This window comes from Stenotrophomonas maltophilia group sp. msm1, assembly GCF_032025805.1.
GTDB lineage: Bacteria > Pseudomonadota > Gammaproteobacteria > Xanthomonadales > Xanthomonadaceae > Stenotrophomonas > Stenotrophomonas hibiscicola.
The window spans coordinates 1-23722 of sequence record NZ_JAVSKH010000004.1 but is presented as its reverse complement, the minus strand read 5'-3'; the positions used below and the strand labels follow the sequence as shown (position 1 = coordinate 23722).

Sequence of the window (23722 nt, the reverse complement as noted above, 5' to 3'; positions counted from 1 at the left end):
GCTGCCCTCAGTTGTAGATGATGTGGAAGTAGAAGAAGCGGCCGTAGTCGTCGATCTCGGTACGGAAGCGCCCATTCGGGCCGGTGCTGTAGGTCGGCTGGGTGTTGAACAGGTTCTTGGCTTCATACTTCAGCGTCACGTGCCTGCCGACTTTGTGGCTGAAGGCCATGTTGAACGTCATGTACGGGTCGTAGTACGAATCCAGCCATTCGGTGTCACCGAAGTCGACCAGCATCCGGCTGCGGTAGGTTCCGGAAAGGCGCAGCTGCGCGCTCCTCCACGGCATGCGCCAGATCACCGAACCATTGAGCGACCAGTCCGGCTGGTACAGCAGGCGATCCAGGCGGCGTGCGGTGCCATCACTGATGCGGTAGTCGGTCTGCCCTTCCAGCCGCGTGGCGTTGAAGTACATGTCGAAGCGCTGGCGGCCCCACTGCAGGTTGCGGTTGGCCACCGCGAACTCGACACCGCGTAGCTTCGACTCATCGGTGTTCATCGGCTGGGTGATCCGATAGCGGGTATCACCCACGTTCTCGAAGGTGGTCAGGGTGTAGATGTCGTCCTTGATCACCTTGTCGAACAACGCCACCGAGACCAGGCCGTTGTTGCCGTTGAAGTACAGGTCCCATGCAAGGTCGATGTTGGTGGAACGGCGCGGCTGCAGATCGGCATTGCCCTGCTTGATGGTGCAGAAGCCCCTGCCCTCCTCGTCATCGCCACAGCTGGTGCTGGTGGCCTGGGCGATGTTGCTCGGCGTCGGCCGGCCCAGCGTGCGGCTGGCGGAGAAGCGCAGGCGCTGGTCCTCGGTGAGCTTGAAGGTTGCGTTCAACGAGGGCAGCAGGTTGTTGTAGCCACCGCTCGTGTTGCGGAACGCAGAGGTATAGGTAGCGCCGCCATCATCGCTGAACGGACTGTAGGCATCGAAGCGGGTGTGGTCGTAGCGCAGGCCGCCGATCAGCAGCAGCCGGTCCCAGGCGTAGTGCGCGGATAAATAGGCATTGGTGATGTCCTCCACGTACTTGTAGTCGCTGGTGAAGTTGGCATTCGGATACGCCGCATTGTTGCTGCCCAGTTTCGGCAGCAGTTCCTCGGTCCACTTGCGGTTGTCGATCAGCGGGAAGCCGGGCACGCTGCCCAGCAGTGTCGAACCCGGATACAGGTAGTCGTTGAGCGTGGCGCTGCTCTTGAAGTAGTCGAAGTCGATGTCCTGCCAGATCTTCAGGTGGCGGTACTCGGCGCCGGTGGCCAGGCCGAAGCCACGCGCATCGGCGTCGATGTTGTAGCTGAAATCGGCGCGCAGGTTGTCGATGCTCTCCTTGGCATCGCGCGGGGAGACGTAGGCCTGCGCCGGATTGAGCTTGAACGCGGAGCTGGTCAGCAGGCTGGAATCGGAAACCGCCACCGCGTTGGGGAACCCATGGCTGTCGTTCTCGTAGTCGACGAACAGATTGCTTGGGTAGGCGCGCACACCCCAGTAGACCTGGTTGTTGCGGAAGGTCTCTTCGGTATGGCCGCCACGCAGGGTCAGCCGCGAACGGTCGCCCATGTCCCAGTTGAAACTGGCGATGGCACCACGGTTGCTGCGGTCCCAGCGGTCGTGACGGTTCTTGATGTAGATGCTGTTGATCTGGGTGGTGCCGCTGTCCTCGGTCTGGTTGCGGATCGGGAACTTGGCATTGCCGTACAGATCGGTCTTGTTCATCGTCGAGTTCTCGTAGAACCGGTACGAGTACAGCAGCAGCGATGCGTAGAACGGATCATCCGAGGGCTTCCACTCAAGCTTGGCGGAGCCACCGAAGTTGGTGATGAAGTTGGTATAGGTGCCGGTGCTGAAGTTGCCAGGCGCACGCAGCCCGTTCCAGCCCTTGGCCTCGTCCGGGCCCGTGGTACCGTCGGTGAGGTATTTGCCTGCGTCGTTGTAGTAGTAGTTCGACTCCACCCAGCGCTTGACGCTGTTGCGCGAACGCTGCTCGTAGCGTGCCACCGCAACGATGCCGAACTCCTGGTCGGCGCCGAACTGGTTGGAGAACACCATCTTGGCGCTCTTGCCGAAGTGACCCAGGGTCTCGTGGTTGCCGCCTGCGCTGCGCTCGACGTTGGTCTCGGCGGTGGAATAGATGCCTGCCACATCGGCAAACACGTACTTGCCTGACCGGTCGAAGGCACTGCGGCTGATGATGTCGATCACGCCGCCGATCGCATCCGGTGCCTGCTCCGCACTGAAGCTCTTGTAGATGTCGGTACGGGTGCCGATGTCGCTGGGAATCAGCTGCAGGTTGTTCATGCGCTCGCCGGAGCCACTGCCCCCCACGCTGGCAATCGCGATGCCATCGATGGTGGTGTAGTTGAGGTTGGCCTGTACGCCGCGCACGGTCACGTAACGTGGCTCACCGGCATCCTCCACCGCACTCAGGCCTGGAGCGGCCATCAGGCTCTCGGCCAGGGTCTCGTCGCCGTAGCTGTCCATCTCGTCGTACACCACCGAATCCTTGATCACCGGTGAGCGCTTCTTCTGGTCGATGACCTCATGTGCAGCAATCACCTTCACCGTGTCCAGGGTCGGCGCCACCATTGCCTCAGCCTCGCGCGGCTTCGGCGCGGCCGGCTTCGGCGCGTTGCTTACTGGCGCCGGATCGATGGCGATGACGTTGCCATCGACCACGGTGTAGCCCAGGCCGGTCCCTGCCAGCAGTGCGTCCAGCGCCTGCTTGACGGTGGCACCGCGCGGCACCGCACCGGCCATGCGCGCATCACCGCCGGCCGAGTACAGGAACTGCACTCCGGAACTGCGCGACAACTGCTCCAGTGCACGTGCCAACGGCTGCGCCGCGATCGGCGCCGAAACGCGGGCCTCCAGGCCATCGGCAGTGGCCGCGACCGCCAGCGGCACGCTGCAGGGAGACAGGGCGAGGATGATCGACAGGTAGAGCGTGTTGCGCATCACGGGTCCTTGGAAGAGAGGAAGGCAGCAGGCGCCGCTGCGTGGCTCGGCAGCGGCTTCTCCCAAGTAAGAGCCCGCATCCACCGAAGTGGAGAACGCGGATTCGATGAATTTTTTCTGACAGTCCACGGCCACGTCGGCCTCAGCGACTGCCGACCCGCACGGTGTCGCCTTCGCGCCTCACCAGGAAACGCGGGTCGCGTTCGAGGAAGGCCTGCAGCGCACCGATGCGATGCGCATCGAGACTGCCCGACAACCGTGCCGATGCCGCGCCTTCGTCCAGCACGCGGACCTGCACCTGGTTGTGCCGGTTGAAGGCAGCGGCCACCTCGTCCAGCCGCTCATCCAGGAAGGACACCTTGCGTTGCTGCCAATCCAGCAGCATCGACAATGGCAGGTCCAAGGACTCGACCGCATGGCTGCCCGCGTCGACCTGCACCACTCGGCCTTCGCCCAGCTGCGCAAGACGCCGGGCGTCCGCACCCTGGCTCCATACCTCCACCTCGCCGGAGACCACGCCGATGCGCGTGCTCTGCAGCCGTCGCGATACATCGAATACCGTGCCGATATCCCGGATCTCCAGGCCGTTCACCTGCACCTCGAACGGACGGCGGTCGCGGGCGATGTCGAACGTGGCCTCACCCTGCAGCAGCTCCGCCTTGCGGCTGAACCAGCCCATGCGTACCCGCAGGCGGCTGTCCGCGTTGAGCCGCACCTGGGTCTGGTCGGGCAGCACCAGGTCGCGAAGTTCACCCTGTCCGGCACTGTAAAGCTGCTCGGTGGGCATCACCTGCGGAACCAGGCCCACGCCGAGCAAGGTGATACAGGCTGCGGCAGCTGCCACCCACCAGCGCGCACGACCGCGCCGCGGCACAGCGCGCGGCGGCGCGTGCACGCCACCGAACAGCGGCACCACCTTGGCCGACGTCGCCTCCCGCAGCGGCGGCGCCTCGTCAGCCAACGACGATTGCAGCGCTTCGCCCACCTGCCGGTGCAACGAGAGGACGCGCAAGTAGGCGCGCACATGCTCCGGCGAGCGCTTCATCCAGTCCAGGAACGCGAGGCGCCCGGCCTCATCCAACGGCCCCTCGCGGTTGCCCAGGAACCAGTCCATGGCCTCGCAGGCGATCGTGTCGTCGGCCACGGGCGATGAGGTCCGGTTCATGTGAGCTCCCTGGCGCCCAGCACCTTCCTGCAGGCCTCCAGCCCCTTGCCGATGTGCTTGCGCACCATGTGCACCGACACCTGCAGCTGCTGGCTGATTGCCGGGCAGTCCAGCCCGTCGCGGTAGTGCAGCTCCATCACCCGCCGCGTGGTTGCCGGCAGTCGTGCGATGGTGCTGCGGATATCGTTCCAGCGCTGCGCACGCTCGAAATCACCTTCGATGTCTTCTTCGCTTTTCAGCACTTCGGCCAGCAGGTCGACGTCTTCCAGCGGCGGCAGCGACGACCGCGCGCGCGCATGCTCGCGCGCCAGGTTGGCCGCCACGGTGAACAGGTAGGCTTCCGGGTTCTCGACCGCATCGGCATCTTCGCCGGTGCTGCGCAGCAGGCGCAGGTAGACCTCCTGCGCCAGGTCTTCGGCATCCTCGCTGGCCGAACCGCGACGCAGGAAGAAGCCACGCAGCAGCCGGCGCCGCAGCGCGTAGCTTTTCTCCCAGATCCTCACGCTGTTCACGGCCGGCCAACCACCCCGAGGCTGGAAAGCCCCGCAGGGTGACCGCCATCGATGACAGTGGCGTTTCAACGACCGGCAGGCAGCCGCTAGAATGCGGCCCCCGCAATGTCCCGGCAGCCGGCACAAGGAGTGCCCCGCAATGAACGCCCGCACCGCCATCAACACCCTCAGCAGCCTGCTGTTCCTGCTGCTGGTCGCCCACACCACCGCCTACCAGCAGCAGATGTGGCCGCCCAGCCGGGTCATCCATGTGCATCCGGTGATCGTCGTCCTCGCCTATGCGCTAGGTGTGCTCACGCTGCTGTTGTGGATCGGCGGTCGTCGTGCACCGGAACCCGCCCAACGCCTGGCGCGCTGGTTGCCCGTCGTCGCCTGGTGCCTGCTGGGCGTCGGCGTGGCGATCATCCCGGTGTTCCTGCCGGGGCTGTCCCCGGCCTGATCAGCGGCCGCGCCCAGCGCATCGGCCCATGATACGGCGCGCGGCACCAACCCTTGCTTGCCAGAGACCCAAGCCCCGCCCGCCTATCGAAGCATGGGGGGGCAGGCCTACGCTTGTCTTCTCGGTGGCCGCCACGGTCGCCCTTCGCGTCACGGCGCCCGCCATTGCGACCCCGCTCCAGTGCTGTGCGCCCTGCCGGTGTTGTCGCCCAGGCAGACCTCCGACCGGCGCCCTCTGGAGACAGCCATGAACCAAGCCCTCATTCCCTTCGATACCGATCCACTGGAAACCCAGGAGTGGCGTGAATCGCTGGAGGCGGTGATGCAGGCCGGCGGCCGGCCGCGCGCGCACTACCTGATCGACCAGCTGAGCGATCTGGACGCCCGGCAGCACGGCGACCTGCATACCCGTGCCTGGACCGCCTACGTCAACACCATCCCGCCCGAGCGCCAGCCGGCCTACCCGGGTGACCTGGCCATCGAGCGCCGCCTGAACGCGATGATCCGCTGGAACGCGATGGTGATGGTGCTGCGTGCCGGCAAGCATTCCAACGTCGGCGGCCACATCGCCACCTACCAGTCCGCGGCGGTGCTGTACGACGTCGGCTTCGATCACTTCTTCCGTGGCCGCACCGACACCTTCGACGGCGACATGATCTACATCCAGGGCCACTCCGCGCCGGGCATCTACGGCCGCGCGTACGTGGAGGGCCGCATCGATCCGGCACGGATGGACAACTTCCGCCGCGAAGCCGGCCGCGAAGGCCTGTCCTCGTATCCACACCCACGCCTGATGCCGGAGTTCTGGCAGTTCCCCACCGTATCAATGGGGCTGGGCCCGCTGACCGCCGCCTACCAGGCGCGCTACATGCGCTACCTGGAATACCGCGGCCTGAAAGAGCACCAGGGCCGCAAGGTCTGGGCCTTCCTCGGCGATGGCGAAATGGACCAGCCCGAATCGCTGGCGGCAATTTCCCTGGCCGGCCGCGAGCGGCTGGACAACATCGTGTTCGTGGTCAATTGCAATCTGCAGCGCCTGGACGGTCCGGTGCGCGGCAACGCCAAGGTCATCCAGGAATTGGAAGGCACCTTCCGCGCGGCCGGCTGGAACGTGATCAAGCTGATCTGGGGCAGCGGCTGGGACGACCTGCTGGCCCGCGACCACAGCGGCCTGCTGCGCCAGCGCATGATGGAATGCGTGGATGGTGACTACCAGACCTTCAAGTCGCAGAGCGGTGCCTATGTGCGCGAGCATTTCTTCGGCCGCTACCCTGAGCTGCTGGAACTGGTCGCGCACATGAGCGACGACGATATCTGGGCGCTGGCGCGTGGCGGCCATGATCCGCAGAAGGTCTTCGCTGCCTACCAGCAGGCGGTGAACACCCGCGGCCGGCCGACAGTGATCCTGGCCAAGACGGTCAAGGGTTTCGGCATGGGCGAAGCCGGCGAAGGCCAGAACATCAACCACCAGCTGAAGAAGATGAGCGCCGATGCGGTGCGCGCCTTTCGCGACCGCTTCAACCTGCCGGTCAGCGACGAGCAGCTGGAGGAGATGCCCTATCTGCGTCCGGAGCCCGGCAGCGCCGAGGCCGCCTACTTCGCCGAGCGCCGCCGCATCCAGGGCGGCCAGCTGCCGGCGCGGCTGGCGAAGGTCGATCCGCTGCCGTTGCCGCCGCTGTCGATCTTCAACACCCAGCTGCAGGGCAGCGGCGATCGTGGCCAGTCCACCACCATGGGCTTCGTGCGCATCCTCACCAGCCTGCTGAAGGACCCGGACCTGGGCAAGCTGGTGATTCCGATCGTGCCTGATGAATCGCGCACCTTCGGCATGGAAGGCCTGTTCCGCCAGATCGGCATCCACTCCTACCTGGGCCAGCTGTATACCCCGCAGGATGCCGGCCAGCTGAGCTATTACAAGGAAGCCAAGGACGGCCAGATCCTGCAGGAAGGCATCAATGAATCCGGTGCGATCTGTTCGTGGATCGCCGCCGGCACCGCCTACAGCAACCACGGCCTGGCCACGATTCCGTTCTACATCTTCTATTCGATGTTCGGCCTGCAGCGTGTCGGTGACCTGGCCTGGGCCGCTGCCGATGCACGTACCCGCGGCTTCCTGCTCGGTGCCACGTCGGGCCGCACCACGCTGATGGGCGAAGGCCTGCAGCACGATGACGGCCACAGCCACGTGCTGTCGTCGGTGATTCCGAGCTGCGTGTCCTACGACCCGACCTACAACTACGAGCTGGCGGTGATCATCCACGACGGTCTGCGCCGCATGTATGTCGAGCAGGAAGACGTCTACTACTACATCACCGTGCTCAACGAGAACTACCCACAGCCGGCACTGCCGGAGGGCGTGGAAGCGGGCATCCTGAAGGGCCTGTATCTGCTGCATCCGGCAGCGGCCGACAGCGCCTCGCAGCCACGCGTGCAGTTGATGGGCAGCGGTTCGATCCTGCGCGAGGTGGAAGCCGCGGCGAAACTGCTGCTGCAGGACTTCGGACATCGCCAGCGATGTCTGGAGCGCGACCAGCCTGACCGAACTGCGCCGCGATGGCCTGGCTGCCGAACGCTGGAACCTGCTGCACCCGGCTGAGGAACCGCGCGTACCCTACGTGCAGGAGTGCCTGCAGGGCCATGATGGCCCGGTGGTGGTGGCCACCGACTACATGAAGATCGTAGGCGACCAGATACGTCCCTTCATCAACGACCGCCGCTTCATCGCACTCGGTACCGATGGCTTCGGCCGTTCCGACACGCGTGAGTCGCTGCGCACGTTCTTCGAAGTGGATCGCCACTTCATCGTGCTGGCCGCCCTGAAGTCGCTGGCCGACGAAGGCCGCATCGAACGCTCGCGGATGCAGGAGGCCATCGACAGGTACGGCATCGACGCCGGCAAGCGCGACCCGGCCGCGGTATAAGGCTGCTGCATTCACCACGCCCGCTGTGCGGGCGTGGTGCAGGCGGCGCCGCTACGGTATTCGCTTGAACAGATTGGTCTGCAGGATCGGCGTACCGTCGTGACCGTAGAACGCCTTGGTCTCGGTCATCGTCGTACGGTCGGCCGCCACGGTATAGATGCGGGTGGAGGCCGGCGTGCCGTGGTCCACCAGCTGCATCACCAGGGTGTTCGGCGCCGGCAGTTTCAGGTTGGCCTTGTCCGCGCCGTAGGTGCCGGACAAAGGCCCCGGCGTGCCGTCGAGGGACAGCGTGCCATCGGACTTCATGGTCCTGCCGTCGTGCAGCACGATGTCGACGTGCGAACTCCAGCGTCCACCCCCGGCATCCTTGAATTCCAGCACCACCTGTTTCGGGCGCTGCGCCTCGGGCAGCGCCGAGGTGGCAATGTCCAGCGACCAGCGTCCCAGCAGCGGTGAGGGCGAAGCCTCCACGGCCAGCGCCGGAACGGCGGCCAGCGAAAGCGCAGACAACAACACAGCGGACAGCAGCTTCATACGTTGCTCCGTTTCCGTGAAGAAGATGCTGCGTGAAGCGCTGTGGGGCGCAGCATCCGGATCGTGCACAGCATCGGCGCCCCGCACAAGGCAGAGCGCTGAACGGCCGGCAACCTCATTCGCGCCTCCCGTGTGTTCGGACTCGCGACTAGAGCCAAAACGCCCTTGTTGTCCGTAATAGTTACGTTATAACATTTCACGTAATCTTCACGGAGCGTGTCATGCGTCGCCATCTGCTTGCTGCTGCCATTCTGTTCGCCGTCCACACCGCCCAGGCCGCAGACGAACCCACCCTCCCCACCCTCCAAGTCCAGGCCTCCCAGCCCTCGCGCATCGACACCCGGGTCACTGTCGACAACCCACACGCGCAGAACCGCACCCTCGGCGGCCTGCTCGAACACGTCTCCGGTGTGCAGAGCAGCGCCTTCGGGCCAAACGCGGGCGCTCCGGTCATCCGCAGCCTCAGCGGCAACCGCGTGCAGATCCTGCAGGACGGCCAGTCCATCCTCGGCATGAACGCGATCAGCGGCGACATCAACATTCCGTTCGATCCGCTGTTCGTACGCAGTGTGACCGTCAACAAGTCCTCCGACACCGTGCGCTACGGCGGCAATGCGATCGGAGGCAGCGTGGAGATCGATCCGGGCCTGATCTCGCGCAGCATGGAAGACAAGGACCAGTCGATGGAACTGGTCCTGCGCAAGGGCTTCAATGCTGCGGACGCGCAGGGCTTCCGCATGAACTTCAACAACCAGCGCAACGTCTCGACCAACCTGCAGGTCTCTCGGCAGCGCATCTCGCACTACGACATCCCCGGCAATAGCAAAGCCAGTGTCTGCAACGCCGCGCTGTTCCCGCCCACTGGCGGCGTCAACTCGGCGCTGGCCGACAGCTGCCAGAAGGAGGCGCGCGTCCAGCAGATCTACAACAAGGCCTCGCAGCCCTACATCGACCAGTTCATGACCGAAAACCCGGACTGGGCCGACGGCGATTTCTCCTTCTACACCAACAATCCGACTTCGGTCTGGCAGCGCCGCACCTACATCAATCCGGTCAACCCGGCCTACGTACCCGGCACGCCTTCGTACGTGCAGAAGCAGATCAACAACGACGTGACGCCCGATTACCATCACCGGTTGGGCAACAGCTACGCGAGAAATTCGCAGGTGGCGTTCGGGTCGACCCTGTTCTTCGACCGTGGTTACGTGGGTGTCAGCATCGATGCCAAGGACAGCGAATACGGCGTGCCCGGGTTCTCGATGCAGAACCTGTCGTTCGGTTCCAACTACGCCAACGCATTGCCGGTGGGCGTAGTGATCGAGCAGGAACGCTACGCACTGGAAGCCCTATTGCGTGATCCGCTGCCGTGGTTCGAGCGCGCCGAACTGCGTGTTTCGAAGCTGGACAACACCTCGGGCGAACGGCTGGGTGCCACCCGGGCCAACGACTACGATTTCCAGAGCACCCAGGCCGAACTGCTGTTGAGCCATCAGCGTGTCGGTCCGCTCAGCGGCCTGCTCGGTTACAGCCACCAGTCGCGCGATGTCACCGGCAGCGGCTCGCTGCGCTACCTGCCTGACGTCGACACCCGCAGCAACGCGGTGTTCCTGAAGGAGACGCTGGACTTCGGCTGGGCCAGTTTCGACGCTGGCGTGCGCCACGAGCGCGTTGACCATGACCTGCAACCAAGCCGCTTCAAGACCGCGCGCAATGCCGCCAACACGAAACTGCAGGACCGCGACTACCGGCTCAACAGCTACAGCTTGGGATCGTATGTCGAGCTCGGTCCGTTGTTCGCCGCCAAGGTGCGCTACTCGTCCTCGCAGCGCGCACCGGAGATCAATGAGTTGTATGCGAGCAACGCGCACTACTCGGTGATGACCCAGGAAGAAGGCAACCAGAACCTCGAGCCAGAGCGCGCGAAAAACCTGGAGCTGACCGGCCTGTTCCATATCGGAGGGTTCGAACTGTCGGCCACCGCGTATCGGATGAAGTACGAGAACTATCTGTACCTGGGTTACTCGGGCGTGCAGACCGCCAACCGCCTGCCGCTGAAATACTGGAAGCAGACCGACACCACGGTGAAGGGCTTCGAGATCGACGCATCGCAGGCCCTGGACCTTGGCCGCTATGGCACGTTGAACATCTCCGCCTTCGCCGACCTGGTGAAGAACAAGGCCGATCACCCCGATTCGCTGCGTGCCCACAACGACGGCGAGTACCTGCCGAACATGCCGACCAACCGCTACGGCGCCAATCTGCAGTGGCAACGCGAGGGTTGGAAGGCGCAGCTGTCCAGCACCTACTACGACACGCAGAAGTACCTCGGCCGCAACGTCAGCGAGGAAGTGCCACTGGATGCCTTCAACCTGGTCGACCTGCAGGTCAGCCGTGAGCTGCCGGTACGCAACAGCTACATCGCCGGCATGGAGGTGTTCGTCAACGGCAGCAATCTGCTCAATGAAGAAGCACGCCCGCACAACTCGCCGTTGAAGTACATCGCGCCGTTGCCGGGGCGTGGTTTCCAGGTGGGGGTGACGGTTAGGCTCTGACGGTCAACCGATGGCGCCGCCCGCGGTTCGATGAACTGCGGGCTCGGCGTAGTGGCGGCAACGTTGCGCTTCAAACCCGGTCTGATCCACCATCAGCAGAAAATGGAGATGGGAATGAACTGGATGCGCCCCCTGTCACTTGGCCTGTTGCTGTGCCTGTCATCCGGCGCCAACGCGGCCTCCGCCATCGTCTACGACGACGATGGCCGCTACGGCTACGCCATGAACCACAGCACGCTGTCGACTGCGATGCGGCGCGCACTGCAGCACTGCGCCGTTCGGTCCCGCAACTGCGCGCAGACTGCCACGACTACCGCGGTGGGATATTCGGCGATCGCTACCGGCACCGTCGCCATGGGCTTTGCACTTGGGGAAAAGACGGCGGACGCCGCACAACGCAAAGCGGAAAGAATGTGCAGGCAACGTGCCAATGACTGCACACTGGCAATTCTCTGGCGCGAAACGCCAAGCGGCATTGCGCCGCCCGCTCATCCGGGTCATGCGGTGCCGGAGCCCAGGCTCTATTCCTCGCCCGAAGTCGGGCAGGACGCGGCTGGCACCACCCACTAGGCCTGCACAACGCCCGTGCGGCGCGGCCGTGTGTTACCGCGTTGAACAAAGAAAAACGCCTGCAGATCGAGGATCTGCAGGCGCTTCTTTGTATCTGGCGGAGTGAGAGGGATTCGAACCCTCGATAGAGCTTTTGACCCTATACTCCCTTAGCAGGGGAGCCCCTTCGGCCACTCGGGCATCACTCCGGGGTTTTCTCCGCGTCTGGTGCGTTGCACCTCAGCGGGGCGTGAATCATAACGTTAATCGAGTGCGAAGGTAAAGCGTTATTCGGCAGAATTTTCGCTACCGGTGCCACCAGCTTCATCACCACGCTGGATGCGCTGATAGATCTCTTCGCGATGCACAGCGACGTCCTTCGGCGCGGTGATGCCGATACGCACCTGGTTACCCTTGACGCCAAGCACGGTGACGCTCACCGAGTCACCGATCATCAGGGTTTCGCCGACGCGGCGAGTCAGGATCAACATTTTTGTAAGTCTCCATGGAACCGTGTGGAAGGGTATCCCCCACCGGCTTGACGCTCCGTCAAGAAGCGCTACCACGACAAAGGGAAAAGATTCGCAATGGTACCGTCAGCCGTCCCGCTCCTACAAGGAGGGGGACGGCCAGGTTCATCACAGGCGGGGGCTGACCCATTCGACGACTGCAGCCAGTGCAGTGGCAAGGGCGGGCCCGTCCTCGCCACCACCCTGGGCGAGGTCCGGGCGTCCGCCGCCCTTGCCCCCGATCTGACTGGCGATATGGGACAACAGTTCCCCGGCCTTGACCTTGCCCATTGCACTGCCGTTCACACCCGCAACCAGGGCAGCCTTGCCGTCCTGGGCACCGGCCAGCACGATCACCGCATCGCCCAGCTGCTGCTTCAGGCGGTCCATGGCGTCACGCAGGGCCTTGGCATCGAAGCCCTCCAGGCGGGCGGCCAGCACCTTCACGCCGGCAACCTTGACGGCCTGGCCGGACAGGTCGGCCGTGGCGCCGGCGGCGACCTTGGCCTTCACGGCCTCCAGTTCGCGCTCCAGCTGCTTCTGGCGCTGGCCGAGGGCACGGATCTTCTCGACCACGTCGGCGGCGCTGCCGCCGAGCAGTTCAGCGGCTTCGGCCAGGCGGGCCTCCTCGGCGTCCACGTAATCCAGGGCGCCCTGGCCGGTGACCGCCTCGATACGGCGCACGCCGGCCGAGACACCGCCCTCGGAGGTGATCTTGAACAGGCCGATGTCGCCGGTACGGTTGACGTGGGTACCACCGCACAGCTCAGTGGAGTAGTCACCCATCTTCAGCACGCGCACGTGCTCGCCGTACTTCTCGCCGAACAGGGCCATCGCGCCGAAGTCCAGCGCTTCCTGCATGCCCATGTTGTGGACTTCGGCCGCGTTGTTTGCGCGTACCTGCTGGTTGACCTTGCGCTCGATCAGCGCCAGTTCTTCCGCGCTGATCGGCTGGAAGTGCGAGAAGTCGAAACGCAGGCGGTCCGGCGCGACCAGCGAGCCCTTCTGCTGCACGTGGGTGCCCAGCACTTCGCGCAGGGCGGCATGCAGCAGGTGCGTTGCCGAGTGGTTGAGGATGGTGGCGCCGCGGCGCTCGCCATCGACCTGGCCGGACAGCACATCGCCCACTTTCAGGCCGCCGTCGGACAGGGTGCCGACGTGGCCATGGAACTGGCCAGCGAACTTCTGGGTGTCTTCCACCACCAGGCGCACGCCGTTGCCGGCAAGCACGCCCGTGTCACCGACCTGGCCGCCGGATTCGGCGTAGAACGGGGTCTGGTTGGTGATCACGATGACCGAATCACCGGCATCGGCCGACTGCACCGGACGGCCGTCCTTGAGCAGGGCCAGCACGCTCAGGCCGTCGGCCTGCAGGCGGTCATAGCCCAGGAACAGGGTCGGGCTGAGCGTTGCCACCAGCTCGGCCGGCAGGGTCACGCCGCCGCCGAACTTGCCGGCTGCGCGTGCGGTCTCGCGCTGCTGCTCCATTGCGGCGTCGAAGCCGGCGATGTCGACGGTCAGGTCGCGCTCGCGGGCGATGTCCTGGGTCAGGTCGAGCGGGAAACCGTAGGTGTCGTAAAGGCGGAAGGCGTCAACGCCCGGGATCACGCCGTTGCTGGCCTTGCCCGCCACGTCCTCGAAGATCTTCATGCCGGCATCGAGGGTTTCGGCGAAACGCTCTTCTTCGGCCTGCAGCGCACGGGTGACGGTGTCCACCGCCGCCGGCAGTTCCGGATAGGCCTCGCCCATCTGCTCGACCAGGGTCGGCACCAGCTTGCTGAAGAACGGCTGCCGCACGCCCAGCATCCAGCCGTGGCGCAGGGCGCGGCGGATGATACGGCGCAGCACGTAGCCACGGCCTTCGTTGGACGGCAGCACACCATCGACGATCAGGAACGAACAGGCGCGGATGTGATCGGCGATCACGCGCAGCGACTTGTTTTCCAGGTCGGCGGTGCCGGTCAGCTCGGCGGCCTTGCGGATCAGCGCCTGGAACAGGTCGATCTCGTAGTTGGTGTGAACGTGCTGCAGGATCGCCGCCAGTCGCTCCAGGCCCATGCCGGTATCCACGCACGGCGCCGGCAGCGGCACCAGGGTGCCGTCGGGCTGGCGGTCGAACTGCATGAACACCAGGTTCCAGATTTCGATGAAGCGGTCGCCGTCTTCATCCGGCGAACCCGGGGGGCCACCGGCGATGTGGTCGCCGTGGTCATAGAAGATCTCGGTGCACGGGCCGCACGGACCGGTGTCGGCCATCTGCCAGAAGTTGTCCGAGGCGAACGGTGCGCCCTTGTTGTCGCCGATGCGCACGATGCGCTCTTCCGGCACACCGACCATGTCACGCCACAGTTCGTAGGCTTCGTCGTCGGTCTGGTACACGGTAACCAGCAGGCGCTCGGCCGGCAGCTTCCAGACCTGGGTCAGCAGCTCCCAGGCCCAGGCGATCGCGTCCTTCTTGAAGTAATCGCCGAACGACCAGTTGCCCAGCATCTCGAAGAAGGTGTGGTGGCGTGCGGTGTAGCCAACCTGGTCGAGATCGTTGTGCTTGCCGCCCGCGCGCAGGCAGCGCTGGACATCGGCCGCGCGCACGTAGCTGCGCTTTTCCGCGCCGAGGAACACGTCCTTGAACTGCACCATGCCGGAGTTGGTGAACAGCAGGGTCGGATCGTTGCCCGGCACCAGCGGCGCCGACGGCACGATGGTGTGGCCTTTGCCCTTGAAGAATTCAAGGAAATCGCTGCGGATCTGGGAAGTCGTGAATTTGGCGGATGCGTTCATTGGGGGCTGGCAGTCTGCGGGCCGGCGGACCCGGACCACCGGCCGCGTTGGCCAGGGTCGCGAGGGACCGCCGAAAACCTAAAGGGTATCAGGCCCGGCGCCGCCAGTCTCAGTCATCCGGGTCGTAGCGGGTCGCGCGGCGGATGCTGTCGCCGTCGAAGCCCCGTCGGGCCAGCAGATCGGCGGCCTTGCGCCGCTGCGCCAGGTCCTGCGGGCCGGCCTCGCCAAAGCGCCTGCGGACCAGATCGCGAGCATTTTCCTCCCAGTCGCCTTCGTAGCTGTCCATTGCTACGGCAATCGCGGCACTGTCCAGGCCGTGGGTGCCAAGCTCGGCGCGGACATGGATCGGCCCATAGCCGGTGTTGGCGCGCATCCGCACCAGATTCTCAGCGAAGCGGGTGTCGTCCTGCCAGCCGGCCTCGGTCAGCTTGGCGACAGCGGCCTGCGCGGCTTCGTCTTCAATGCCACGGGCGGTCAGCTTGCGGGTGAGTTCCTTGCGCGAGTGTTCGCGGCGGACCAGAAGGCCCAGCGCCCGCTGCACGGGAGTCTGCTCACGCGGTCGGCGCTTGCGGCCGGTCGGAATGTCTTCGGCGTCGGACATGGGTACTCCAAGGGTGGCGCCATCCGTGGCACCCAGCCCATCCATGGGCGATTCGAACCTGCGGGACAGGGCGACGTCACTGACGGCGCCGCCCTGCCCCACAGCAAGCCTTACTCGTCGTCGCCTTCGTCGTCACCATCTTCGCGGGCCGCTTCGGCCGGCTGGAACTTCTCGCGCAGTTCTGCCTCGAGCTTTGCAGCGACGGTCGGGTTGTCGCGCAGGTAGCCGCGGGCGTTGTCCTTGCCCTGGCCGATGCGTTCTTCACCGTAGCTGTACCAGGCGCCGGCCTTTTCGACCAGCTTGGCATCCACGCCCATGTCGATCAGTTCGCCCTCGCGGCTGATGCCTTCGCCGTACAGGATCTCAGTGATGACCTGCTTGAACGGAGGCGCCAGCTTGTTCTTGACCACCTTGATCTTGGTCTGGTTGCCGATGATCTCGTCACCCTTCTTGATCGCGCCGATACGGCGGATGTCCAGGCGGACCGAGGCATAGAACTTCAGCGCGTTGCCGCCCGTGGTGGTTTCCGGGCTCTGGCCCGGCATCATCACGCCGATCTTCATGCGCAGCTGGTTGATGAAGATCACCAGGGTGTTGGAGCGCTTGATGTTGCCGGTCAACTTGCGCAGCGCCTGGCTCATCAGGCGGGCCTGCAGACCCGGCAGCTGGTCACCCATCTCGCCTTCGATTTCGGCCTTCGGGGTCAGTGCGGCGACCGAGTCGACCACCAGGATGTCGACCGAGCCCGAACGGACCAGCATGTCGGCGATTTCCAGCGCCTGCTCACCGGTATCCGGCTGCGACAGCAGCAGGTCGTCCACGTTAACGCCCAGCTTCGCGGCATAGATCGGGTCAAGCGCGTGCTCGGCGTCGATGAAAGCTGCGGTACCGCCCATCTTCTGGCATTCGGCGATGGCCTGCAGGGTCAGGGTGGTCTTGCCCGAGGATTCCGGCCCGTAGATCTCAACGACACGGCCCTTCGGCAGACCGCCAATGCCCAGTGCGATGTCGAGCATCAGCGAACCGGTCGGGATGGCTTCGACGGGCTCGACCACGCGGTCACCCATGCGCATCACCGAGCCCTTGCCGAACTGCTTCTCGATCTGGCCCAGAGCAGCAGCCAAGGCGCGCTTCTTGTTCTCGTCCATCGTATTGGTCCTTGCAGAGGTCATGTCGTTGGGGGTGCTGTCTTTGGGGGTCTTCTTTGCCATGGGTTCACTTTAAGTCGGACGTATCGCACAGGCTGAGATTCTGCCCGGCGCTCTGAAAAGAATTATCGGACATCCGTACCAACCTCAGTGGAACCAGAGAATCGCCACAAAAGACCGCGGGGTAATGCGCTATGGAACGGGTCAACGGTTGGGCCGCAGCAGGCCGCAATAGAGGCCCTCGATCGCGAAATCCTGGTCCGGCAGCACCTCGATCGGCTTGTAATCGGGATTGCGCGGCAGCAGGCGGATGCGGTCCTTGGCGATCTTCAGCAGCTTGACCGTGATCTCGTCATCGATGCGCGCCACCACGATCTGCCCGGAATGGGCGTCGCGGGTGCGGTGCACACCGATCAGGTCACCGTCGAAGATGCCCTCGTCGATCATCGAATCGCCCTGCACCTTCAGCAGGTAGTCCGGCGCCGGCGAGAAGAACACCCGGTCCAGCACCACGAAATCGTCCGAGCCGATGTCGGCGCCGATCGGCAGGCCGGCCGCAACCCGGCCCAGCACCGGCAGGCGCAGCACACTGTCGGGCAGGCCCGGCTCGGCCAGCTTCTCGAAGGGCGGCGCCTGCACCAGGCGGATGCCGCGGGCCTGGCCCGGGATGCGACGGATCGCACCGGCCTGCTCCAAGGCTTCCAGGTGGTACTGGGCCGCGCGCACGCCCTTGAAGCCGAACGCACGTGCGATTTCAGTCTGCGAGGGCGGTGCGCCTTCGCTCTCGATACGCTCGGCGATCAACTGCAGGATCGCCTGCTGGGTGTCGGTCAGGTCCATGGTTAGTAGTATTACTACTAACGCACACAACTGCAAGTGCCGGGTACGACAAACAGGTGATGGGGATCTGTAGTGCCGAGCCATGCTCGGCAGTTGGGCCAATGGCCGGGCGGCAAAGGCAAAAGCAAGAGCAGCCGACCAGCGGTCGGCCCTACAGGAATCGCGCAGCGATTCCACGGTTCCGATGGGGGAACCGCTGCGGCAAGCACACTATGTGTGCTTGCCGCTCCTCCATATGGAGAACAGGATCCACGCACCACAGAAGCCGGCGCCGATGAAGCCGCACACGCCCAGCGCCAGCAGCCAGCGGCTGGAAACCCCGCCGACGCTGTGCATCACGATCGACGAGCCGATGATCAGGGCAGCCGTGATCACGCCTACCACCAGCCGGTTTGCCGCACGGTTCACCTGTTCGCCGAAGCCCTGCAGCGCGGTGGTTTCGACCTTCAGCTGCAGTCGTCCGCGGCGCGCCGCCTGCACCAGCTTGCGCAGGTCGCGCGGCAGCTCACCGGCGAAGTCGACCAGCCCCAGCAGGCTGCGGCGGCCACGCTTGAGCAGCGCCCTGGGCGCATAGCGCTGCAGCACTACCCGCTCCAGGAACGGGCGCGCGGCACTGGCCATGTCGAAATCCGGGTCGAGCTGGCGGCCCATGCCTTCCAGGGTCAGGAAGGCCTTGATCATCAGCGCCAGATCGGCCGGCAACGTCAGACTGTAGCTGCGCAGCAGCTGGGTGATATCGCCCAGCATCAGGCCGATACGCAGGTCCTTCAGCGGCACGCCGCGGTACTGGTCGACGAACTGGCTGATGTCGTGCTGCAGCCGGTTCTCGTCCACTTCCACGCCACCGGCCCAGTCCAGCAACACGTCGGCCACGCCCTGCGGGTCCTGCTCGACCAGCCCGTGCAGCAGCTGCGCGACCTGGAAGCGGCGCACCTCGGACAGCGCGCCGACCATGCCGAAGTCGATCACGCCGATGCGGCCGTCGCGCAGGTAGATGATGTTGCCCGGGTGTGGATCCGCGTGGAAGCTGCCGTCCTCCAACACCATCTTCAACACGATGCCGGCGCCGCGCCGGGCCAGTTCGCGGCGGTCCAGCCCGGCCGCATCGACACCGGCAAGGTGACGGCCGGGAATGCCGTCGACGAAGTCCTGCACGTTCAGGCTTTCGCAGGTCCACTGCCAGTGCACGCTGGGAATCAGGATGTCGTCGCGGCCGCTGAAGTTGCGCGCGATGCGTTCGGCGTTACGGCATTCGGCGGCGAAATCCAGTTCGCGTCGCAGCGACACGGTGAACTGCTGCACGACCTCGGCCGGACGATAGCGGCGCAGGTCCGGCAGCCGCGCCTCGACAATCTCGGCCAGGCGGGCCAGCAGCCGCAGATCGGCCTCGACCACATCGCGGATGCCGGGCCGCCGGATTTTCAGCACCACCTCACGGCCATCGTGGAGCCGGGCGCGATGGGCCTGCGCCAGCGAGGCGGCGGCCATCGGGGTTTCATCGAGGAAGGCGAACACCTCCGTCGGCGAGGCGCCAAGGTCGGCTTCGAGCTGCTCGCGGATATCCGCGTACGGCAGCGCCGGCACCGCGTTCTGCAGTTCGGACAGTTCAGCGATCCATTCCGGCGGCAGCAGGTCAACGCGCGTCGCCAGCACCTGGCCGAGCTTGACGAAGGTCGGGCCGAGATCCTGCATCGCACTGCGCACGCGCACCGGTGCGGTCATCCGCAGCAGTTCCTGGCGGTCCTCGTTCCAGTGCAGCAGGCGCCCTGCCCGCTCCAGCGTGGTGGCCAAGCCGATGCGCCGCACCACGTCGCCGAAGCCATAGCGGATCAGGACGACGGCGATTTCCTGCAGTCGGCCCAGGTCACGGACAGTACCCAGCGTCTCCCACATCATGCGTGCTCCGGACGATTACCGGAGCAGCATGTCACAGCTGGGCGTCGATACCGCGCAATGCCGCCGCCACGGTTTGCCGGCGGATGGCTTCGCGGTCGCCATCGAACTGGAACAGCTCGGCGCGGGCATAGCCGCCACGGCGCTTCCAGCCAATCCAGACACTGCCGACCGGCTTGTCCGGGCTCCCGCCACCGGGGCCGGCAATGCCGGTCACCGCCACGGCGATGCCGGCACCGGAATTGACCAGCGCGCCGGAGACCATTTCCAGCACGGTTTCGCGGCTGACCGCACCGAACTGCTCCAGGGTCTGCGCGCGCACGCCGAGCAGGCGCTGCTTGGCTTCGTAGCTGTAGACCACCATGCCGCAGTCGAAGAACGCCGACGAGCCGGCAATGTCGGTCATGCACTTGGCGATCCAGCCACCACTGCAGCTTTCGGCGGTCACCAGCTGCAGCGAGGCCTGCTGCAGGCGCTGCCCGAGCGCGGCGGACTGGGCATTGAGATCGGCGTCGGTGGGGATGGACATCGGCATGACGGTGGGGTGAAGAACCACGTTGTACCGCAGATGACAGGCGGATGTCGCGCCCCTCCGGCACGGTTGCGTTGCCGGCCAGCGGCCGGCACTACCGGGCACCGGTCGCTACCTCACCACTCCGGCAGTTTTTCCGGCAGCAGCGCGCGGATCGGGGCGCCATCGGCACTGGCGGCCAGCTTTTCGGCTTCGGCGATCGGCAGGTCGACCTGCAGCAGCCAACCATCCTCATCGGCCTGCTCGCTGCGGATCACCTCCAGCTGGTGCAGGCGCGCGCGCAGGCGGCCTGCATCCGGGGGAAGACGCAGTTCGCCGGTGACATGCTGCAGGCCCAGGCGCTTGCCCAGCACCGCCTGCAACAGCTCCAAGCCCTGACCGTCACGCGCGGAAATCCACACCCGCTCGCGACGCGATTCGTCCGGGATACCGTCCTGGCCGTCGTGGCGCACGTCGGCGCCGTCAATGCGGTCGATCTTGTTGAACACCAGCAGCTGCGGCAGATCGCCGGCACCGACTGCGGTCAGCACTTCGTCCACCTGGGCGATGCGCTCCTCGCGGTGCGGGTCGGCAGCATCGACCACGTGCAGCAGGAAATCGGCCTCGCGCGCCTCGGACAGGGTCGAGCGGAACGCAGCGACCAGGTCATGCGGCAGGTCGCGGACGAAGCCAACGGTGTCGGCCAGCACCACGTTGCCGCCCGGCACCGCGATGCGGCGCACGGTCGGATCCAGCGTGGCGAACAGCTGGTCGGCGGCATAGGCCTCGGCGCCGGTCATGGCGTTGAACAGGGTCGACTTGCCGGCGTTGGTGTAGCCCACCAGTGCCACACGGGGCAGCTCGCTGCGCACACGCGCACGACGCATCTGGGTGCGCTGCACTTCCACCTTTTCCAGGCGCTTCTGCAACTGCTCGACCCGCTTCTGCAGCAGGCGGCGGTCGGTTTCCAGCTGGGTTTCACCCGGGCCGCGCAGGCCAATTGAACCACCGCGCTGGCGCTCCAGGTGGGTCCAGCCGCGCACCAGCCGCGTGGCCAGATGCCGCAGCTGCGCCAGCTCGACCTGCAGCTTGCCCTCGTGGCTGTGCGCACGCTGGGCGAAGATATCCAGGATCAGGCCGGTACGGTCGATCACCCGGCGCTCCAGGAACCGTTCCAGGTTGCGCTCCTGGCCCGGGCTCAACGCATGATTGACCAGGATCAGGTCGGCACCGCTGGCGTCGGCTGCAGCCTTGATCTCGTCCAGCTTGCCGCTGCCGATCAGGGTCGACGGATTCGGTCGGTCCAGGCGCGCAGTGATCGTCGCGGCGATGCTGGCCCCAGCCGAGCGGGCCAGATCACCGAATTCTTCCAGCACATCGTCTTCCAGCTTGCCGAAATGGGGCTGGATCAAGAGGGCGTGTTCGCCCTTTTTCGAGCGGTCAAACATTCACCGCTCCGGTCTTACTCGTCTGCTTCATCACCTGCCTGACCACCTTCACCGGACTGCACGTAACCACCGCCCGGACCGACCTTCACGTTACGTGCCGGAACGACCGTGGAAATGGCGTGCTTGTAGACCATCTGACTGACCGTGTTGCGCAGCAGGACCACGAACTGGTCGAACGACTCGATCGTGCCCTGCAGCTTGATGCCGTTGACCAGGTACACCGAAACCGGCACGCGCTCGCGCCGAAGTGCGTTCAAGAAAGGATCCTGCAGCGATTGCCCCTTGGACATTGCACACTCCTGATTATTGTTCTTATTGGGTTGCCGACGGTTGCCACGGCCCCCGAGCCGCCCGCCGACCGATGATGTTACACGGCTGGCGGGGGTTCAGCGTGCGACGAAGGTCGACACCGCGCCGGCCAGGCGCTCCCCATCGACATGGGGGTCGAACCAGCGCGCATCAAGCTCGCCGCGCAGCCAGGTCAGCTGGCGCTTGGCCAGCTGCCGGGTGGCGAAGATGGCCTTGTCACGGAAACGGGCAGCATCGCCCTCCCCGTCCAGGTATTCCCAAGCCTGGCGATAGCCAACCGCGCGCACCGCGGGCAGGTCCAGCGGCGCCGCCACGGCGGTCATTTCCGGCATTGCACGCAATGCCCGCACCTCGTCCAGGAAGCCCTGCGCCAGCATGGCGTCGAAGCGCGCCTCGATGCGCTGGTGCAGTACCGCGCGGTCACGCGGGGCGAGGATCAGCTTGAGGGTGCGCACCGGCAACGGCGCGACGCCCGGCCGGCGCTGCCATTCACTGATCGGCGTGCCGGTGAGGCGATAGACCTCCAGCGCCCGCTGGATGCGTTGCGGGTCGGTGGCATGGATACGTGCGGCGGCGGCGGGGTCGACCTTGGCCAGCTCGGCGTGCAGTGCCGCCCAGCCCCGCTCGGCCGCCTCGGTGCTGAGTGCTTCGCGCATCACCGGGTCGGCCTCCGGCATCGGCGACAGGCCCTGCAGCAGGGCCCGGAAGTACAGCCCCGTGCCACCTGCCAGGATCGGCGTTTTGCCGCGTGCCACGATGTCGGCCACGACGCGGCCGGCATCGGCGGCGAACTCGGCCGCCGAATAGGTCTGCCACGGATCGCGCAGGTCCAGCAGATGGTGCGGCGCCTGCGCCCGCTCGGCCGCATTCGGCTTGGCCGAGCCGATATCCAGATGCCGATAGACCAGCGCCGAATCGACGCTGACGATCTCGCCATCCAGCTGCTTCGCAAGGGCGATCGCGGTGGCGGTCTTGCCACTGGCGGTCGGCCCCATCACGGCGATCGCCAGTGGCCGCCGGTCGATGTCCATCAGTCTTCGTCCGGCCAGCGGATCGTCGGCGTGGCGTCGGCGCGCGGCGTTGGCACGGCCTCGACGGCCTGCCAGATCTTCAGCGCATCGACGGTGGCGGCCACGTCATGCACGCGCACGATGCGTGCGCCACGCTGCACCGCGATCAGGTGCGCAGCCAACGAGGCGGCCACGCGCTCGGACGGCGTGTCGCGACCGGTCAGTTCGCCCAGGCTGCGCTTGCGCGACAGGCCAGCCAGCATCGGCACGCCCAGCTCCAGGAACCGCTCGGAGCGTGCCAGCAGGGTCATGTTGTGGGCAGTAGTCTTGCCGAAACCGAAACCGAGATCGATCAGCAGGTTCTTCTTCGCAATGCCCGCCATCTCGGCAGCGAACAGGCGCTGGACCAGGAAACCGTGCACCTCGGCGACCACATCGTCGTAATGTGGATCGGCCTGCATGTGGCCCGGCTCGCCCTGCATGTGCATCAGCACCACCGGCACGCCGGTTGCAGCGGCGGCGTCCAGCGCCCCTTGCTGACGCAGGCCGTAGATGTCATTGATCATGCCGGCGCCAGCCGCCACCGCCGCGCGCATCACTTCCGGCTTGAAGGTGTCGATGCTGATCGGCACCCGGGTGCGTGCGGCCAGCTGCTCGATCACCGGAATCACCCGGCGCAGCTCTTGTTCAATCGAGACCGGCGCGGCGCCCGGGCGGGTCGATTCGCCGCCGATGTCCAGCAGGTCCGCGCCCTCCTCGACCAGCTTGAGGCCATGTGCGACCGCGGCCTCGGTGGTGTCGTGCGCGCCGCCATCGGAGAACGAGTCCGGGGTGACGTTGACGATGCCCATGACCCGGGCACGGTCGAGGCGCAGGATGCGGCCGGCGCAATCGAGCTGGGGCGAGGTATCGAACATGGGCAATCCTGCTGGGACGACGGCAGGTAGTTTAGTTCGGCAGGGCTGCGCCCTGCACCCGCAGAGGCAACGGCCACAGCAAAAGCCCAAGCAACAGCAGAGGCTGGTTTCCTGAGGGTAGGCGGGGTGGGTCCGGTTGCGGGGGC

Annotated in this window: 18 protein-coding genes, 1 tRNA gene and 1 pseudogene; 4 read left to right on the top strand and 16 right to left on the bottom strand. The window is 65.7% G+C overall.

Annotated features, from left to right (window positions below):
* Positions 1-7 precede the first annotated feature (7 nt).
* The 3 genes from ROV95_RS17135 to ROV95_RS17125 form a co-directional block, all read right to left on the bottom strand.
* Complete coding sequence (locus ROV95_RS17135; protein WP_312545451.1) at positions 8-2941, bottom strand: TonB-dependent receptor; 2934 nt, start codon at positions 2939-2941, stop codon at positions 8-10.
* Between the two features lie 142 nt (positions 2942-3083).
* Positions 3084-4106 carry a FecR domain-containing protein gene (locus ROV95_RS17130; protein WP_312545450.1) on the bottom strand — a complete coding sequence of 341 codons (1023 nt, stop codon included), beginning with the start codon at positions 4104-4106 and terminating at the stop codon, positions 3084-3086.
* Entirely contained in the window at positions 4103-4618 is a 516-nt protein-coding gene (locus ROV95_RS17125) for a sigma-70 family RNA polymerase sigma factor (RefSeq protein WP_019658857.1), read from the bottom strand. Before ROV95_RS17125 ends, ROV95_RS17130 begins: the two co-directional genes overlap by 4 nt.
* A 139-nt stretch (positions 4619-4757) precedes the next feature.
* On the opposite strand from ROV95_RS17125, the gene ROV95_RS17120 reads away from it, so the two are divergent.
* Both ROV95_RS17120 and aceE read left to right on the top strand, forming a co-directional pair.
* Entirely contained in the window at positions 4758-5057 is a 300-nt protein-coding gene (locus ROV95_RS17120) for a hypothetical protein (RefSeq protein ID WP_019658858.1), read from the top strand.
* Positions 5058-5303: 246 nt separating this feature from the next.
* Positions 5304-7977 (top strand): annotated as a pseudogene (gene aceE, locus ROV95_RS17115) (pyruvate dehydrogenase (acetyl-transferring), homodimeric type).
* 51 nt (positions 7978-8028) lie between these two features.
* Here aceE and ROV95_RS17110 read toward each other — a convergent pair.
* Positions 8029-8511, bottom strand: coding sequence for a hypothetical protein (locus ROV95_RS17110; RefSeq protein WP_019658860.1), 483 nt, complete (start codon positions 8509-8511; stop codon positions 8029-8031).
* A gap of 221 nt (positions 8512-8732) precedes the next feature.
* Between ROV95_RS17110 and ROV95_RS17105 the strand changes: the two genes are divergently transcribed.
* Together ROV95_RS17105 and ROV95_RS17100 are read left to right on the top strand one after the other, a co-directional pair.
* Entirely contained in the window at positions 8733-11063 is a 2331-nt protein-coding gene (locus ROV95_RS17105) for a TonB-dependent receptor (RefSeq protein WP_312545447.1), read from the top strand.
* A gap of 114 nt (positions 11064-11177) precedes the next feature.
* Entirely contained in the window at positions 11178-11633 is a 456-nt protein-coding gene (locus tag ROV95_RS17100; protein ID WP_312545445.1) for a DUF4189 domain-containing protein, read from the top strand.
* Between the two features lie 95 nt (positions 11634-11728).
* Here the strand turns inward: ROV95_RS17100 and ROV95_RS17095 are convergent.
* The 12 genes from ROV95_RS17095 to folP form a co-directional block, all read right to left on the bottom strand.
* A tRNA-Ser gene (locus ROV95_RS17095) sits at positions 11729-11821 on the bottom strand.
* A gap of 78 nt (positions 11822-11899) precedes the next feature.
* The gene (gene csrA / locus ROV95_RS17090) at positions 11900-12103 is read right to left on the bottom strand and encodes a carbon storage regulator CsrA (protein WP_004152909.1); all 204 of its coding nucleotides are present in this window, start codon (positions 12101-12103) and stop codon (positions 11900-11902) included.
* A 147-nt stretch (positions 12104-12250) separates the two neighbouring features.
* A complete protein-coding gene (gene alaS / locus ROV95_RS17085) occupies positions 12251-14899 on the bottom strand; it encodes an alanine--tRNA ligase (protein WP_312545443.1) in 2649 nt (882 codons plus the stop codon).
* A gap of 109 nt (positions 14900-15008) precedes the next feature.
* Positions 15009-15500, bottom strand: a complete 492-nt coding sequence (gene recX / locus ROV95_RS17080) for a recombination regulator RecX (RefSeq protein ID WP_262212462.1) — start codon at positions 15498-15500, stop codon at positions 15009-15011.
* Positions 15501-15610: 110 nt separating this feature from the next.
* Positions 15611-16648, bottom strand: coding sequence for a recombinase RecA (gene recA, locus ROV95_RS17075; RefSeq protein ID WP_026346904.1), 1038 nt, complete (start codon positions 16646-16648; stop codon positions 15611-15613).
* A gap of 204 nt (positions 16649-16852) precedes the next feature.
* Entirely contained in the window at positions 16853-17488 is a 636-nt protein-coding gene (gene lexA, locus ROV95_RS17070; protein WP_312545440.1) for a transcriptional repressor LexA, read from the bottom strand.
* 210 nt (positions 17489-17698) lie between these two features.
* Positions 17699-19381: a 2-polyprenylphenol 6-hydroxylase gene (gene ubiB / locus ROV95_RS17065; protein WP_312545813.1), complete on the bottom strand. Its 1683-nt coding sequence runs from the start codon at positions 19379-19381 to the stop codon at positions 17699-17701.
* A 34-nt stretch (positions 19382-19415) separates the two neighbouring features.
* Positions 19416-19910: a nicotinamide-nucleotide amidohydrolase family protein gene (locus ROV95_RS17060; protein WP_005409020.1), complete on the bottom strand. Its 495-nt coding sequence runs from the start codon at positions 19908-19910 to the stop codon at positions 19416-19418.
* A 119-nt stretch (positions 19911-20029) separates the two neighbouring features.
* Positions 20030-21340 (bottom strand): ribosome rescue GTPase HflX, encoded by a 1311-nt coding sequence (hflX, locus tag ROV95_RS17055; protein WP_005412934.1) that lies wholly within the window; start codon positions 21338-21340, stop codon positions 20030-20032.
* Positions 21341-21354: 14 nt separating this feature from the next.
* Positions 21355-21630 (bottom strand): RNA chaperone Hfq, encoded by a 276-nt coding sequence (gene hfq / locus ROV95_RS17050; protein ID WP_004152891.1) that lies wholly within the window; start codon positions 21628-21630, stop codon positions 21355-21357.
* 96 nt (positions 21631-21726) lie between these two features.
* On the bottom strand, positions 21727-22680 hold the full coding sequence (gene miaA / locus ROV95_RS17045) for a tRNA (adenosine(37)-N6)-dimethylallyltransferase MiaA (RefSeq protein WP_164145216.1): 954 nt from the start codon (positions 22678-22680) through the stop codon (positions 21727-21729).
* The gene (folP, locus tag ROV95_RS17040; protein ID WP_134729569.1) at positions 22680-23576 is read right to left on the bottom strand and encodes a dihydropteroate synthase; all 897 of its coding nucleotides are present in this window, start codon (positions 23574-23576) and stop codon (positions 22680-22682) included. Before folP ends, miaA begins: the two co-directional genes overlap by 1 nt.
* Positions 23577-23722: the final 146 nt, after the last annotated feature.

Bases quoted from the DNA above. Each gene is read 5' to 3' on its own strand.
- hflX (WP_005412934.1), bottom strand. From the start codon at position 21,340: ATGTTTGACCGCTCGAAAAAGGGCGAACACGCCCTCTTGATCCAGCCC.
- ROV95_RS17100 (WP_312545445.1), top strand. From the start codon at position 11,178: ATGAACTGGATGCGCCCCCTGTCACTTGGCCTGTTGCTGTGCCTGTCA.
- alaS (WP_312545443.1), bottom strand. From the start codon at position 14,899: ATGAACGCATCCGCCAAATTCACGACTTCCCAGATCCGCAGCGATTTC.
- ROV95_RS17110 (WP_019658860.1), bottom strand. From the start codon at position 8,511: ATGAAGCTGCTGTCCGCTGTGTTGTTGTCTGCGCTTTCGCTGGCCGCC.
- ubiB (WP_312545813.1), bottom strand. From the start codon at position 19,381: ATGTGGGAGACGCTGGGTACTGTCCGTGACCTGGGCCGACTGCAGGAA.
- ROV95_RS17105 (WP_312545447.1), top strand. From the start codon at position 8,733: ATGCGTCGCCATCTGCTTGCTGCTGCCATTCTGTTCGCCGTCCACACC.
- ROV95_RS17135 (WP_312545451.1), bottom strand. From the start codon at position 2,941: ATGCGCAACACGCTCTACCTGTCGATCATCCTCGCCCTGTCTCCCTGC.
- hfq (WP_004152891.1), bottom strand. From the start codon at position 21,630: ATGTCCAAGGGGCAATCGCTGCAGGATCCTTTCTTGAACGCACTTCGG.
- recA (WP_026346904.1), bottom strand. From the start codon at position 16,648: ATGGACGAGAACAAGAAGCGCGCCTTGGCTGCTGCTCTGGGCCAGATC.
- folP (WP_134729569.1), bottom strand. From the start codon at position 23,576: ATGTTCGATACCTCGCCCCAGCTCGATTGCGCCGGCCGCATCCTGCGC.
- ROV95_RS17120 (WP_019658858.1), top strand. From the start codon at position 4,758: ATGAACGCCCGCACCGCCATCAACACCCTCAGCAGCCTGCTGTTCCTG.
- csrA (WP_004152909.1), bottom strand. From the start codon at position 12,103: ATGTTGATCCTGACTCGCCGCGTCGGCGAAACCCTGATGATCGGTGAC.
- lexA (WP_312545440.1), bottom strand. From the start codon at position 17,488: ATGGACCTGACCGACACCCAGCAGGCGATCCTGCAGTTGATCGCCGAG.
- miaA (WP_164145216.1), bottom strand. From the start codon at position 22,680: ATGGACATCGACCGGCGGCCACTGGCGATCGCCGTGATGGGGCCGACC.
- ROV95_RS17060 (WP_005409020.1), bottom strand. From the start codon at position 19,910: ATGTCCATCCCCACCGACGCCGATCTCAATGCCCAGTCCGCCGCGCTC.
- ROV95_RS17130 (WP_312545450.1), bottom strand. From the start codon at position 4,106: ATGAACCGGACCTCATCGCCCGTGGCCGACGACACGATCGCCTGCGAG.
- recX (WP_262212462.1), bottom strand. From the start codon at position 15,500: ATGTCCGACGCCGAAGACATTCCGACCGGCCGCAAGCGCCGACCGCGT.